The sequence below is a fragment of the Nostoc sp. UHCC 0251 genome, from assembly GCF_034932245.1.
GTDB lineage: Bacteria > Cyanobacteriota > Cyanobacteriia > Cyanobacteriales > Nostocaceae > Nostoc.
Genome location: NZ_JAYGHD010000304.1, coordinates 1 through 13623, shown reverse-complemented (window position 1 = coordinate 13623; position 13623 = coordinate 1). Strand labels below are relative to the sequence as shown.

Genomic DNA, 13623 nt, shown 5'->3' with positions numbered 1-13623 from the left:
CTTAGGAGATTTTGAAGGAGCGATTGAAGATTATACTCAGGCAATACAGATTAATTCAAATTATGCAGATGCTTATTACAATCGCGGCAATATTCGTTTAGAAATAGCAGATAAACAGGGAGCAATTGAAGATTTTCAAAAAGCAGCAGACATCTATCGCAAAGAAGGGAAGCTAGAAGCACTCAAAGATACACGAGAAAAAATACTAGATTTAGAAATAGAAGAATCATTAGATATTTTAAAATTCTAGAAAATCTATTTTTAGCTAACATTCATATCCCCGACTTCTTTGAGAAGTCGGGGAACTAACTTTTCAGTTGAATTGAGAAAAATTGGGTTGAGCGCTTATTTATAGCAAAAGCCTTGGTGATTAGGACATCAACAGATGATAAAACTTAGACACATAAAGGCTTTTCACCCAGTCCCCATTCCCCATTCCCTTGCTATACTTTACTTAGCTCACAATATGGTTCCGGTTTCTTTCAAATAAACCCGTGTAAATGGTTCATTTTCAGTTAGAGTATAATCTTCAATCAACCCTCTACGGCGGATAGAAATGTCGTTACCTTTTCTAATCACCACAGTAGAACCATCGAAGACATCCCGCAGTAGCATCATTTCAGTTTCGGTGGGATTATCCAAAACTACCATATTACTACTGCGGTAAAACATACCCTCTTCATCTAGGATGTCTCCCGCATACTCGGCAATCAGCAAATCAAGTTTTGGATGACGCAGCAAAGTTTGGACGTTGCTATTGTAATCTTTACTTAATACTTTTTTAGACCGATTTACAAAAACTGCATCACGACAAACAGCGCCTATTATCCAGTTGGGACGTTGCAAAAGAATATGGTCAATCGTTGCTTGCAATTCTTCAACTGAGATTTTATTAAAGGTAATAATTGGTATCCTGGAATCTGTACCCGACTCGAAAAAGGTTTCTAAAATATGAGAAGGTACATCAACACTTTCACCTTCAGAAGGTTTAAGATGCATTAAAACGCCTGGTGCAGCGTTGATTTCCAAAATGGCAAAGTTACTCGATTTCCAAGATTCTGAGAGACTTTTGGTCATCACATCAATACCAAGACAAGTCAACTGGAAATGTTGAGCAATATCTTGCGCCAAGATAATATTGTCATCATGAACCGTCTGCGTTGCATCGATGCTTATACCTCCGGCTGAAAGATTGGCAACTTTACGAAGGTAAACAGTGCGTCCCTTCTCAATCACGCTGTCTAATGATAGGCGCTGTTCCTCTAAGTAGAGTTCCATCGCTTCATCTATCTGAATTTTACTCATCGGCGAGGTTGGCGTATCTAAACGTGCAGGTTTCCGGTTCTCTAAACGGATTAATTCTACAAGCGTTAAATACCCATCACCAACAACCGATGCTGGACGGCGTTCTGTAGCGGCGACAAATCTGCCATTGACACACAACAAGCGAAAATCTGATCCAGAAATACTTTTCTCAACAATTATCCGAGTTAGCTGATCTTCGGGAATCGCTGCCACTGCCCTATTATAAGCAGCTACCAGTTCTTTTGAGTCCTGCACATCAGCCGTAACGCCAATTCCTTTGTGGCCTACCACTGGCTTAACTGCCACTGGGTAGCCAATTTGTCTTGCTGTGGCTAAGGCTTCCTTCTCAGAAAAGACAATATCGCCTTCAGGGACTGGAAAACCTAAGGTTTTTAGAAATGCCTTACAGTCATCTTTACGGGTAGTGAACTCCGAATCTAAATGGCTATCACAGTTAAATGTTGTTGCTACTCCTCGGACGTGTTTTTTGCCCAAGCCGTATTGCATTAATCCTTCTTCCCACAAATAAAAGGCGGGAATACCTTTTTCATAGGCTGTTCGCAATAGAGCGTAAACCGTGGGGCCACCATAGACAGAGGCGCGGAATCTATTTTGCAGTTTCACTAACTGCTCATCAAAGGTAAAGTCTTCGTCTTGGGTAATGGCTTCAAACCAATCCCAAACAAAATAAACTACCTCTCTAGTTGTGCGTTCATGTAGTGATTGGACGCTAATCCGCACGAAACCTGGATATGGCTTAACACTCCAACGGTTAAGGTACAAATCCATGTCAAGCTTTCCGACTTCGGACACAACTTGGGCAAAAAGATGAGCATAAGATTCGTAGCTTTGGTTGCCCAGATTTAGATAGCGATGTCTCTCGATAAGCCCCTTTGTGTCTACGCCAATTCTTGTAATATAATCTTCGATTGGCAAAGGCTCTCTAGACTCAACTAGAGCAAAATCAAATACTAGCGCCCCTGTATCTAAATAGGGGTTGGGCCCAACATAATGCTTGAAGTTGAAAATATCGAATACATCCGTTCTTCTAGCATTAATGCGGACTAAATCACTGCTTTTTTGTAGAACCATTGATTACGAACCTTTGGCTAAACACCCTGAAATTTATATGCTGAGTTATGGTTACTCAGACCTGTTGATTGTAGATTGATTCACATTAATTTTGGAGAGTGATGGCAAAGCCATTGATCTAATCAGAACCAAGATTAACCCTATTAACAAGCATTTTCAACTACCTCAAGGCATAATTAAGCTTTCCTTCCTCAGCAGAGAAAAAAGTACAGTCAGTTCATCCTCATGAATAATCAAAGATATAACCTTTGAAAGGTGCAACACTCATCCCAAAATTTGTATAAGTAAATATGCGGTATTGAAAAGACAGCAAAGTATGAATAGCACAGAAGCTGATCTAAGAGATGAAATTCGAGAACTTGCTGAGGAAGCTTTTCACCAAAAGCTAATCTCTGGGCATGGTGATGGCCCAGACCTGAATGAGTATCAAATTGTCTATCAAGGCAAACCCAGGCATCTCCCACTAGAACAAGCACGTTTTTTCTTAACTAACTTGCTTTACAGAAGTCGTATTCATTAGGGCTTACCAATAGATATTTAATTGCACCCAGCTAGATTTAATATCAATTATTAAATATAGGATTACTATTTGATTTTTGAACAAAGTTAAGTATGGTGCGTTAGGATGAAATCCGTAACGCACTGAATCCCTGGTAATAGTGCGTTACGCTGTCGCTAACGCACCCTACGTATCTTTATCAAAAATCAAACCGGATTCCTATGATTGCACGATAATTTTTTAATCGGCAATTAGCAAGATGTTAACAATGCCTCTAGAGATATTTTCTAGAGGCAGTTGTTTCTGTGGATTTTATTAAGTCAACGCAGTTAATTTTGAGAATAGTTATTTAGTTTTATGTAACTTTCTTGAAAAGCTCTTGTTCTGGTTGCAATGTCTAATGACAAGCCGCTTCTCTACGTTTCCTGCGGGATGCTACGCAAAGGCGTAGCTTGCTTCTCTGTAGAAGTATACGTCTACGCAGATAGGTTTTCACCCTATCTTCTATCAAGTGATCTACCAAAAGGATGATTTGATAGTTTTATTGTCATGATTTAGTGAAATTTATTAACTTACATCAGGAGGCATCATGGTAGAAAATAATCCCAAACGGCAGTTGGTAATTATTGGTGGGGCTGAAGACAAGGAAGGAGATTGCCAAATTCTGCGAGAGTTTGTGCGACGGGCTGGAGGTACGAAGGCGCACATTGTAATTATGACGGCGGCAACAGAATTACCAAGAGAAGTTGGAGAAAATTATATTAGAGTTTTTGAGCGACTGGGAGCCGATAATGTTCGCATTATTGATACAGAAACCCGTGAAGATGCATCCTCATCTACCGCATTGGAAGCAATTAATAAAGCAACTGGCGTATTTTTTACTGGAGGAGACCAAGCTCGCATCACCAATATCCTTAAGGATACCGAAATAGATACGGCGATTCATCAACGTTGCTCTGAAGGTATAGTTATCGCAGGCACAAGCGCAGGCGCTGCCGTGATGCCAGATGTAATGATTGTGGAAGGAGACTCAGAAACACATCCTCGGATTGAAACTGTTGAAATGGGCCCAGGTCTTGGTTTTCTACCAGGAGTGGTAATTGACCAGCATTTTTCCCAGCGTGGACGCTTGGGACGCTTAATTTCAGCTTTGATACTACAGCCTGCTGTTTTGGGATTTGGTATTGATGAGAATACCGCTATGGTAGTGACAGATACCCAAATTGAAGTTATTGGTGAAGGCGCTGTCACAATTGTTGATGAATCAGAGGCTACATATAATAATATGGACGAAATCTTGAAGGATGAGCCTTTGGCGATTTGCGGAGCGAAACTTCATATCTTGCCACATGGCTTCAAATTTGACTTGAAAACTCGCCAGCCTATCCTAAATAATGGCTCTGTGGCAAATATCTCTGTACCTGCTGGTTAAGTTAACACCTCACTTTGAGCAAGTGCGTTTAAATTAAGCCAATAACTAATACTTGTAGATTCGTGACATTTATCTCTTGAATATCCTCCTAAGTAATCTCAGAAATAGGGGACATAGCCCCCCATTTTCAAGAAGAAAGGGGGGATTAATTATTAATAAGCGATCGCAGTCTTAATCACGTAAGTTTTTAGTATAAATTAACACCTGCAATTTTTTATAACTGGTTAGTCAAATCTAAAATTCCCTTATTTGAACAAACCTTACTGTGCTGGGGCGATCTACCAAGTCTGGAATACAAAAATTCTGATAAATAGCTCATTAACCCCTGCTAAACCAACCTGATGAAAGATATCTTCTGGTTTTGGGAACACTAGATTTACTACCAGACTTAACAGGAAGGGGTTGATGTCTAAAAGCGAATGGAATAACAGATCGAAAAATACACTTCCCTTACAATTACCAATAACATACTTAAAATCAGTGAAGCGTAATACCATTACCCATGAATTTGACTCTGGTTCACACGCAGAAATACTACCTCCACAGGAAAATGACGACAATTTATCGGAAGCATCCAAGCTACTACGGCAAGGAATTCAACAGCAGCAAGCTGGTGAATTAATAGCAGCATTGAAGTCTTTACAACAATCCTTGGGTCTGTTTCAGGCAGTTGGAGATTTGCAAAAACAGGCACAGGCACTTTCTTTTTTAGGATTGGTAACTTATAGCGCTGGAGACTATAAAGGTGCTATCTCTTACTCCCAACAGTGTCTGTCTTTGCTCAATAACACCTCAGATTTAGCAGTACAAATGCAAGCACTTTCCCATTTAGGCAATGCTTACCGTCACCTGAATGATCATAAAAAAGCAATTGAGTTTCTAGAAAAATGTTTGAAAATAACGCAGCAACTACAAGACAAACGGAGTCAAGTGGCGGCACTGAATAATTTGGGATTGGTTTATAAAGTTTTGGGCAACTTTACACAGGCAATTGAATATCAGCAGCAAAGCCTAGAAATTGTACGGGAACTCAAAGACAATTGGGGCGAGGAACAGGTACTCAAGAATTTGGGTAATGCTTGGTATGCTTTGGACAATTACCCAAAAGCGATCGCTTATTATGAGCAGTGCGTAATACTAGCACGTTCCTTAAAAAATGTTCGCAGTGCTTCTCAGGTGCTAAAGAATTTGGGTAATGCTTGTTATGCTTTAGGTGATTATGCTAAAGCCATTAAATATTATGAAGACCGATTGCACTTAGCCAGAGAAATTAAAGACAAGCGTAGCGAGGAACAGTCTTTAGGTAGTTTAGGAGTTGCTTGTGAAGCTTTGGGTGACTATAACAAAGCAATTACATATTATGAAGAACGTTTGCTGTTAGCTAGAAATATCAAAGATCGTCGTAGTGAAGAACAAGCTCTTGCTAGTCTGAGAGTTGCTTGCTATGCCTTGGGTGATTATGCCAAAGCTATGCAATACCAACAAGAAACATCTCCTAATAGTTAAAAAGTAAAACACAGTAAAAATTTAAAATTAACTTATTCAAAAATTAAAATTACTCGCATAGCTCCATTCCCCCCATTGTAAGTAAGTTGGCGCAATAAATTCAAACTATATAAAGAAAAATGAACTAAGCTAAAACCCTGTTGCCTATTGCCTATTGCCTATTGCCTATTGCCTATTGCCTATTGCCTATTGCCTGTTGCCTATTGCCTATTGCCTTATCCCAACGACAATTATTTACGCCAAATTACTTATTTTGTTGCTGGAGATATTCAAGAACTTCTAATGTATCTACTTGAGGAAATTGTGCATAAAAATTACTCACACTCCAGAATGGTTCCGGTGTTTCCAAGACAATTATGCGATCGCCCCATTGTTCTAACCGGGGTAGTAACGTTTGTGGCGCTACTGGAGTACATAGCCAAACTGCTGCTGGAGAAAGCGTTTTGAGAGCAGTTGCCGCTACCGCTATTGTCATACCTGTAGCAATACCATCATCAACTAAGATGAGCGTAGCATCCTTTGCATTCACCTGCGGACAAGCAGGAATTAATTGAGCCTCAAGAGATTTAGCTAGGTTGATTGCTTTATTTAAAGCTACTTCCCGCCACCGCGCATCATGTTTAGAGCGAAATAGCTTTTGATCAGCCCAAAGAACATTTCCAAAAGTAGTGACTGCACCAATTGCTAACTCTGGGTTTTCTGGATGGCTAATCTTTTTCGCCACAACAATCGTCAACGGACAAGCCAAAAGACTTGCTATTGGTGCTGCTACCGGTACACCCCCTCTTGGCAAAGCATAAACAATTGGTACAGGCTTTACCCCAGAATCAATAGTTTGCTGAGTCAAAACATCATGAATCACTCGCGCCAATTCCTCACCCGCATGGGTGCGATCGGCAAAAAGTGGGGTATGTGACATGGTTTCCCCCAGCATCTTAGGACGGTACTGCTTTTATCATGACTGAATTTTGTCTCAAATTAACTGATACAATAAGATTTGTATAAATAATTAAGTATTCAGCAAAAGTCTATTTATCTTGATAAATCTCCAACCAGAGCAGTATTTAACTCAGATAAGACAGATGGTGCTGATGCCAAAATCCTAATTTTCATGAGCAGCGAAACCCAACTCAGCCTCTTCGACGACTCAACCCTTAACCAACGAGAACTGATTCCCACAGACGCTAAAATTGCGATCGCTCCGGGAACTTATTCTGACATGACGGAGTTGGCACAACATTGCAATAGCTGCCACCGTTGTGGATTAGGAGACACTCGGACTCATGCTGTTGTCGGACGTGGTAATCTCAAAGCACCAATTATGGTTATAGGGGAAGCGCCTGGCCAAAATGAAGACGAAACTGGTTTACCATTTGTAGGCAGATCAGGGCAGTTGCTGGAAAAAATTCTGGCATCCGTGAATCTGACTACTGAACAAGATGTATACATAGCCAATATCAATAAATGTCGCCCACCAGATAATAGAGTTCCTACACCTGTAGAAGTGGCGGCTTGTTTACCCTACTTACTAGAACAAATTCGCCTAGTTGACCCCAAAATAATCCTTTTAACAGGTGCAACTGCTGTCAAAGGCATCACAGGCGATAAGCGGGGGATTACAAAAATTCGCGGTCAGTGGTTAGAGTGGGAAGGGCGTTTATGTATGCCAATTTTTCATCCTTCCTACTTGCTGCGTAATCCTTCTAAAGAAAAAGGTGCGCCGAAATGGTTGATGTGGCAGGATATCCAGGCAGTGCGGGCCAAGTTAGACGAAATTCAAAGTAACAGCTAATAAACATCTAGTAACTCAATTTTAGATTTTAGATTATCCACTGTGAGAAAGTAAATTTCTGTAGATAGCGTGAGCGATAAGCTCAATTGGGGAACTCTAGGATAAGAATTTACTACTTTTTCTAGAGACAGCTATGACTAATGTACAACCTAATCTGCTAGAACTTGCTAAACAAGGCGATCCAAAAGCTATTGCTGCTTTGATGAATCGATCTCTCCAACCCAAAGGCATCACTGCCAAAGTTGCATTTAAAGATGGTTGTTTACACATCATGCTGGAATCTGCTCAAGTGACAGATCAACAAGCTTTAGTTGCATTTGTCCGCAAGGGAATTACAAATTTAGAAACTGCATTGATTGAGAGAGTTAAGATTTACGGTAAATGTTTAGGTGAAGAATTTCCAGTTTGGAATCAAGAACTTGAACTTGCTGGACAAGATGGACAAGATAAAATTTTTACATTTGACGAAAGTAATACAAAGAAAAAGCGGGAGCATCCACTTTTGGAAGAAACATCATTCTGATACTCCGAAAACCCTACTATATGGTTCATCTAAAAAAGTAGCTCCGCCGAAAGTGGATGCTCCCGAAAAAGCAGCTACAAACTGGTTTGGCACAAGATGTTCTAGAACAGTTCATGAATTTGAAAGCTAGAACATCTATTGGTATTAGTTATAATGACTTACCACCTGTCTTAGGAATAGCAAAATTAGCAGTTCAAAAATTTGAACGTTCTCCTGATAGTGAAGTTTGTCCTTATTTAACAGAATTAATCCAGAAAATTATGCTTTACTATGAGCTTTCACTGGAATGTATGGGTCACAAAGTTAAACGAGGAAGCCTACTGAATGGTATTTTTATCGGTCTTGGCTCGCTGACAGGAATAGCAGCAAATGAACCTATTGGAAAATTGATAGCTCGTGAATTTCCCAACGTACCTAAATCTATTATTCATGGTTTATATGAGTTTGATACAGTACTTTCTGCACTCTGGATAAGAGCCGGAGAGTTAACTTATGAATTGGATGAAATTTTGAACAAGCCAGTTGATTTAGAAACACTCAAGCTTAAAAAATTAGAAGTAGTTACTCAATCATCTACATCCTCTCCGACACCAGAATTTTCAATCCCAACGCAAAGAACAACAAACTCAGCTAGATTTGTAACTTCTCATGTTCCAAGCGCTGATAAAAAAATATCTGCCGGAATTTTGGCAATTTTACTGGGAACATTGGGTATTCATAAGTTTATCCTGGACTACACCAAAGAAGGCGTTATCATGCTTCTTATAACTCTGTTTACTGCTGGTTATGGTGCGTTCATCATAGCTATCATTAGCATTATTGAGGGAATTATTTACCTAACAAAGTCGGATCGAGAGTTCGTACAAACCTATGTCAGCAGTAAAAAGGGTTGGTTCTGAATGAAGAAAAATAGACTTCTTGCACGAATATTTTAAAATTGGTATAACCAGGGTATAACTAGAAGTATACTGACCAAAAGCAGCAGAGTTATGAAAACTGCAATTTCACTTCCAGATTCAATTTTTGAAGAGGCAGAAGCACTAGCTAGAGAGCTAGGGGTATCTCGTAGTGAACTTTACACAAAAGCTTTGAAAGCATATTTGCGGAAGTACAACCGGAATCAAATGTTGAACCAACTGAATACAGTTTATTCTGAAGAGTCCTCTGAACTAGATCCAGTATTGGCAAAGTTACAATTTATGTCCTTGTCCGGTGAGGATTGGTAGTGTATCGCGGAGAAATTTGGTGGGCAAATTTACCTGATCCACTTGGTTCAGAACCTGGGTATCGTCGCCCTATTTTGATTGTTCAAGATGATATTTTTACTCAAAGTCGTATCAGCACCCTAATTGTTGTAATCATTACCTCGAACACTCAGTTAGCACAGGCACCAGGCAATGTATTGTTACCGCATGAAGCTACAGGTTTACCCAGAGATTCTGTTGCTAATGTGTCTCAAATTTTTACTGTTGACAAAAGGTTTTTAGTAGAGCGCGTTGGCTCACTACCAGAACATCTACAAGAAGAAATAGACGAAGGACTGCGAACAATTTTGTACCTCTAAGTGAGGTATACAGCGCTTCTTGCTATTGTGCAATACAGTTTTCTTCTTGCCCCTCTCCTAGCACAGCATTCTGAGTAGACTCTAAAGAACTAATCCATAGATTCACCGTAAATCCTTCTCCCGTAACAGTGTATTAGCCCAAGCAGCATCTGCTTCTAGTAAAGCTGGTAATGCCTCTTTGCTATAATCTATTACCAAATCATAACTTGCGCGGTCATAAATCCCAGCTAATAAACTTTGCAAATCCACCAACGGTTCACTATCACCCGTTCGCAAAGGCAAGAGAAATGAAGGAATTATATCTTGCAAATCAAAGGCATATAAATCAGATTGGGGACGATTTTCTGCTCGACTAACCAAAATACGATAATCATTTTGCGTACCATCCCCAAAAACTAACATTGGTTCCCCGACACGCAATAAATCAATTTCTACCAAATGTGTTGAACTTCCTAACACTCGCTGTCGCTTAGTTTCGTATGCGTTGCGTCCTTCTCCTAGACGTTTATTTTTTGGTGAGAGAATTTCAATCACTGTCACTACTTCTTTTGTTCCTACCTTTCGCACTTCTAAATATCTCTCCTTTACTATCTCAGGGATAGGAACTGTAACCGTTTTAGGTTGAATGGCAGGTGTAGCTACAGCTATATTCAGTATTTTAGGATTTACTGCTGTCTGCGACTTTTGTACTATTACATCAGGAATGCCAACTAAGAGTTTATCATCGCCAGTAGTTTGATAAATTCGTTCTTCAATAGCGACAAAATATTTAGGACGTAGTTGAGGAGAGAGGTAATCTGCGATCGCTACTATTAGTCTCCCATGTACTCCTGGCCATAATTCAGGATTTTCTAAATAGGGGTTCATTCCTGGAAAAGGATAAGCCATAGCAAATATCTCAAAACCAAAATTTTAAAAGTAACTCTCATAGCCTCCTCTTCCCTTGCAAGAAGAGTTGGGGGTGGGGTTCTAAGAACAACTCGTAAGTGCAATACCACATTGATCTGCTTTTGTCAACTAACCCTTAATACCTTGAGATTCTACCTGCGCCCAATCTTCCTGACAGCCGTATTCGCAGCAATTGTTCTCACTTTTCGGCTTTCTTAACTGGTATGCTAATTTTACAAAATTTAGTCCTATGATTGCAGGTGGATACAACACAACGATATGGAAGTTATTTTTGACAAGATGCGCTTACTTTGGTGCTTCTACCGTGATTGTTACTTGTGCTTGACAAAGCGCAGAAAGTTTAGAGTTTCTTCTATAGGACTTAAATAAAACATCCCATGAATTGAGGGTTAGCAAACACACGTCAGTTGATAACCCGCAACTTGGATTACTTATCAGCCTTACCAGCCTTTTTGATACCTTGCCATCTCTCTCGCAGTCGCTTCAAGTTAGGAGTATGACCACCATAACGCCAACTAACATAGGCTTGGCTAATCTCATCTATAACCTCAGCAGTCGCTGGGGCATGATACTGGTACGATCCTTTGGCATACTCTAAAGGTGTTTGTGCTGGATGTTTACCTAAACCTTTTTGGGTTGTCCATTGCAGCATTTGTTGATATAGGCTCTCCATTGCTGGCAATTTCTTTAACCATCGGCGATTGCGCCACTCTCGCCACTGTCCCCAACCCAGCCAAGCGAAGAAAGCTGCTGTGGTTGTCACGATTAAAGCAGTTAATACACCAAACCAACCTTGAGAGAATAAAGCTAGAAACCAAGCGATCGCTCTAATCACCCACCTAAATATTGTCTCAAATACATTATTCAACAAACCTGTCACCGGAGAAGGTAGCCACCCAGCAACCCAGTGCCACAACTGACGCAACACACTAAAAGTCTGAGTATCCTCGATTGAAGGTGGTATCAGAGGATGATTGGGAATGGGGTCAAAGGCAAACCAGCCATATTTCGGAAAATATACTTCCGTCATCGCATAAGCGTCAGTATTACGGACAATATATAGCCCTGTAAATGGATTAAATTGTCCTGCACTAAACCCTGCTACCAACCGCGCTGGGATACCAATGGAACGTAGCATTACCGTGAGAACTGTTGAGAAATGGTCTGGATAACCGCCTTTATATTTGAATAAAAAAGCTTCTACTAAGTCATCTTTTTCTCCCAAATAAGGCAAATCTAAGGGATTTTGGGGAAAAGAGTAGTTTTGCTTCAGGTATTGAGCTAGGTAGAGAGCCTTTTCATAGGGTGAATCTAGGCTTTTAGAAGACTTTGCAACTCGTTCTTGATTGTAGTTAGCGAGAATTTCTTCGGTACGTTGTCGGACTTTTTCGGCAATTTCGGGAGGAATTTGCAGATAATGCTTTTTAATCTGTTTCGGATAATTAGTAGAAGCTTTACCTAACAAAGTGCGATCGCGGTATGGTACTTCAGAAATTACTGTGTAGGTGAGTCCTTCTGATAATTCCACAGGCGATCGCAATCCATCTTCTTTATCAACCGCGATCACTGGTGCCGGAAAGTAAATCTCTTTCGGATAAGCCATCGCCGGAATTAGGTTAGGCAAATCCGCTACCACTGTATAAGTTTGTACTATCTCTTGGGTTTTACCAGTAATCAGAGGTCGGTTCAAGAAAATTTGGTAAGACCAAGGCGATCGCTTGATGGTCGTAACATCTTCATTACGGGAAACTTCCCATCCTTTACCTGTATAACGGTCAAATCCTAGTACTCGCCAAAAACCCTCAACTTGCGATCGCACCCGCATCACAACTTTCGGTTTCATCTCGCCCCGCAGGTTTTGGTTAATTTGGCTATTAAAACCATAGTAAAAGTTATTATCTACTTTACCTGGTTGACCAGTTCGGTTTTGCTTCGTACCACCGCTACCACTGCCTTGATTATTACCATTACCTTGGCGGACATAACCGGGATTGATAATAGTACGTCCTGTGAAACTGCCTTTTACTTGAATAGCAGAACTTACAGGAAAATTTCGTAACTGATAGCCTGGGAATCTGGGTAAAACAGCAAAAATTGCCAGCCCTAGACCGACAATTAGCAAAAAAGTCAGAATTAAAAATTTAAAATTAAGAGTTGAGGAATTTTTCTTGTTGAATTTTTCCTTTTGAGTTTTTAATGGCTGCAAACCCAAGCGTGAGCGATAATCTAACACTAAAGTTGGCAGAGCGATCGCTAAAAATAACAGCAACACAGGTGCAAATGCTAAAGTCTGACTTAGCGTTGCCGCCACACCCAATAAAATCAGTCCTATAACAATCGAATAGCCCAAATTTTTGCGGCGAGGTGTATCAAAGCTGTGCAACACCTGGAGTTGAATTAATAGCTCCGCCAAACCCAACCGTGTATCATTCAACTCTCCTACTAACCGCCCAAAAAAAGCACCCAGTGCTACTAACATTCCTATAGCGATGCAAAATTTAACTGCAACATTGGCATCGCGGCGACTATAGTAACTCCAAATCGCACCCACTATACTCAGGGGTAACGCCCAAAAACTGAATGAAGTTTCGGCGGCGATATCCGTCGCTACAATTCCCAAAATAACCAACGCTAGCACCAGCACCCGCAAGGAAATTGAATCCTCTACTTCTATCAAAGGCGATCGCTGCGAATTTTGCCGCCAGAAATTACCTACAGGGACACGCCAAAACCGATTTATCCTGGATAAGTTGAGCATTTCGAGCCTAAGTATAGATGCCACAAAAACAATACTGAGGACGAAACTGTTCGCCCTACTTTAAAGTATTCCCCTTAGAAGAAGCTTTCTTATCCTGCTTTCATGCATCTATCAAGGTTTAGCGCGTATTTTTACAAGTTAGGGACTTTAAAAAAATAAGGCGTTGCTGAATCGAGGTATGAACTTGAATGTAGAGACGTAGCAGTGCTACGTCTCTACAAGGATTTTGGTATTATGCAAAAT

The 13623-nt window shown here is 40.4% G+C and carries 13 protein-coding genes; 9 read left to right on the top strand and 4 right to left on the bottom strand.

Annotated elements, in window-relative coordinates:
- Nucleotides 1-250: tetratricopeptide repeat protein (locus tag VB740_RS23400; protein ID WP_323202278.1), on the top strand; the 250-nt coding region annotated here is incomplete at its 5' end.
- Between the two features lie 209 nt (nucleotides 251-459).
- On the opposite strand, the gene VB740_RS23395 is transcribed toward VB740_RS23400, so the two are convergent.
- A complete protein-coding gene (locus VB740_RS23395; RefSeq protein WP_323202277.1) occupies nucleotides 460-2397 on the bottom strand; it encodes an acetate--CoA ligase family protein in 1938 nt (645 codons plus the stop codon).
- Nucleotides 2398-2713: 316 nt separating this feature from the next.
- Here VB740_RS23395 and VB740_RS23390 point away from each other — a divergent pair, with 316 nt between their 5' ends.
- From VB740_RS23390 to VB740_RS23380, 3 genes are all read left to right on the top strand, one after another.
- Nucleotides 2714-2917, top strand: a complete 204-nt coding sequence (locus VB740_RS23390; RefSeq protein WP_323202276.1) for a hypothetical protein — start codon at nucleotides 2714-2716, stop codon at nucleotides 2915-2917.
- Between the two features lie 568 nt (nucleotides 2918-3485).
- On the top strand, nucleotides 3486-4328 hold the full coding sequence (locus VB740_RS23385; RefSeq protein WP_323202275.1) for a cyanophycinase: 843 nt from the start codon (nucleotides 3486-3488) through the stop codon (nucleotides 4326-4328).
- A gap of 405 nt (nucleotides 4329-4733) precedes the next feature.
- Nucleotides 4734-5834, top strand: coding sequence for a tetratricopeptide repeat protein (locus VB740_RS23380; RefSeq protein ID WP_323202274.1), 1101 nt, complete (start codon nucleotides 4734-4736; stop codon nucleotides 5832-5834).
- Between the two features lie 244 nt (nucleotides 5835-6078).
- Here the strand turns inward: VB740_RS23380 and VB740_RS23375 are convergent, their stop codons facing one another.
- Entirely contained in the window at nucleotides 6079-6753 is a 675-nt protein-coding gene (locus tag VB740_RS23375) for a phosphoribosyltransferase (RefSeq protein WP_323202273.1), read from the bottom strand.
- A 192-nt stretch (nucleotides 6754-6945) separates the two neighbouring features.
- On the opposite strand from VB740_RS23375, the gene VB740_RS23370 reads away from it, so the two are divergent.
- The 5 genes from VB740_RS23370 (at nucleotide 6946) to VB740_RS23350 (ending at nucleotide 9713) form a co-directional block, all read left to right on the top strand.
- On the top strand, nucleotides 6946-7626 hold the full coding sequence (locus VB740_RS23370; RefSeq protein ID WP_323202272.1) for a uracil-DNA glycosylase: 681 nt from the start codon (nucleotides 6946-6948) through the stop codon (nucleotides 7624-7626).
- Between the two features lie 133 nt (nucleotides 7627-7759).
- On the top strand, nucleotides 7760-8149 hold the full coding sequence (locus tag VB740_RS23365) for a hypothetical protein (RefSeq protein WP_323202271.1): 390 nt from the start codon (nucleotides 7760-7762) through the stop codon (nucleotides 8147-8149).
- Between the two features lie 86 nt (nucleotides 8150-8235).
- Complete coding sequence (locus tag VB740_RS23360; protein ID WP_323202270.1) at nucleotides 8236-9048, top strand: TM2 domain-containing protein; 813 nt, start codon at nucleotides 8236-8238, stop codon at nucleotides 9046-9048.
- Between the two features lie 90 nt (nucleotides 9049-9138).
- Nucleotides 9139-9375 carry a CopG family ribbon-helix-helix protein gene (locus VB740_RS23355; RefSeq protein ID WP_323202269.1) on the top strand — a complete coding sequence of 79 codons (237 nt, stop codon included), beginning with the start codon at nucleotides 9139-9141 and terminating at the stop codon, nucleotides 9373-9375.
- Nucleotides 9375-9713 carry a type II toxin-antitoxin system PemK/MazF family toxin gene (locus VB740_RS23350; RefSeq protein WP_323202268.1) on the top strand — a complete coding sequence of 113 codons (339 nt, stop codon included), beginning with the start codon at nucleotides 9375-9377 and terminating at the stop codon, nucleotides 9711-9713. The genes VB740_RS23355 and VB740_RS23350 overlap by 1 nt, the downstream gene beginning before the upstream one ends.
- Before the next feature lie 102 nt (nucleotides 9714-9815).
- Here VB740_RS23350 and VB740_RS23345 read toward each other — a convergent pair whose 3' ends face one another.
- Together VB740_RS23345 and VB740_RS23340 are read right to left on the bottom strand one after the other, a co-directional pair.
- Nucleotides 9816-10601 (bottom strand): DUF4058 family protein, encoded by a 786-nt coding sequence (locus tag VB740_RS23345; protein WP_323202267.1) that lies wholly within the window; start codon nucleotides 10599-10601, stop codon nucleotides 9816-9818.
- Between the two features lie 448 nt (nucleotides 10602-11049).
- On the bottom strand, nucleotides 11050-13380 hold the full coding sequence (locus VB740_RS23340) for a DUF3488 and DUF4129 domain-containing transglutaminase family protein (protein ID WP_323202266.1): 2331 nt from the start codon (nucleotides 13378-13380) through the stop codon (nucleotides 11050-11052).
- Between the last annotated feature and the right edge of the window lie 243 nt (nucleotides 13381-13623).

Bases quoted from the DNA above. Each gene is read 5' to 3' on its own strand.
- VB740_RS23345 (WP_323202267.1), bottom strand. From the start codon at position 10,601: ATGGCTTATCCTTTTCCAGGAATGAACCCCTATTTAGAAAATCCTGAA.
- VB740_RS23370 (WP_323202272.1), top strand. From the start codon at position 6,946: ATGAGCAGCGAAACCCAACTCAGCCTCTTCGACGACTCAACCCTTAAC.
- VB740_RS23355 (WP_323202269.1), top strand. From the start codon at position 9,139: ATGAAAACTGCAATTTCACTTCCAGATTCAATTTTTGAAGAGGCAGAA.
- VB740_RS23395 (WP_323202277.1), bottom strand. From the start codon at position 2,397: ATGGTTCTACAAAAAAGCAGTGATTTAGTCCGCATTAATGCTAGAAGA.
- VB740_RS23380 (WP_323202274.1), top strand. From the start codon at position 4,734: ATGTCTAAAAGCGAATGGAATAACAGATCGAAAAATACACTTCCCTTA.
- VB740_RS23390 (WP_323202276.1), top strand. From the start codon at position 2,714: ATGAATAGCACAGAAGCTGATCTAAGAGATGAAATTCGAGAACTTGCT.
- VB740_RS23385 (WP_323202275.1), top strand. From the start codon at position 3,486: ATGGTAGAAAATAATCCCAAACGGCAGTTGGTAATTATTGGTGGGGCT.
- VB740_RS23375 (WP_323202273.1), bottom strand. From the start codon at position 6,753: ATGTCACATACCCCACTTTTTGCCGATCGCACCCATGCGGGTGAGGAA.
- VB740_RS23340 (WP_323202266.1), bottom strand. From the start codon at position 13,380: ATGCTCAACTTATCCAGGATAAATCGGTTTTGGCGTGTCCCTGTAGGT.
- VB740_RS23365 (WP_323202271.1), top strand. From the start codon at position 7,760: ATGACTAATGTACAACCTAATCTGCTAGAACTTGCTAAACAAGGCGAT.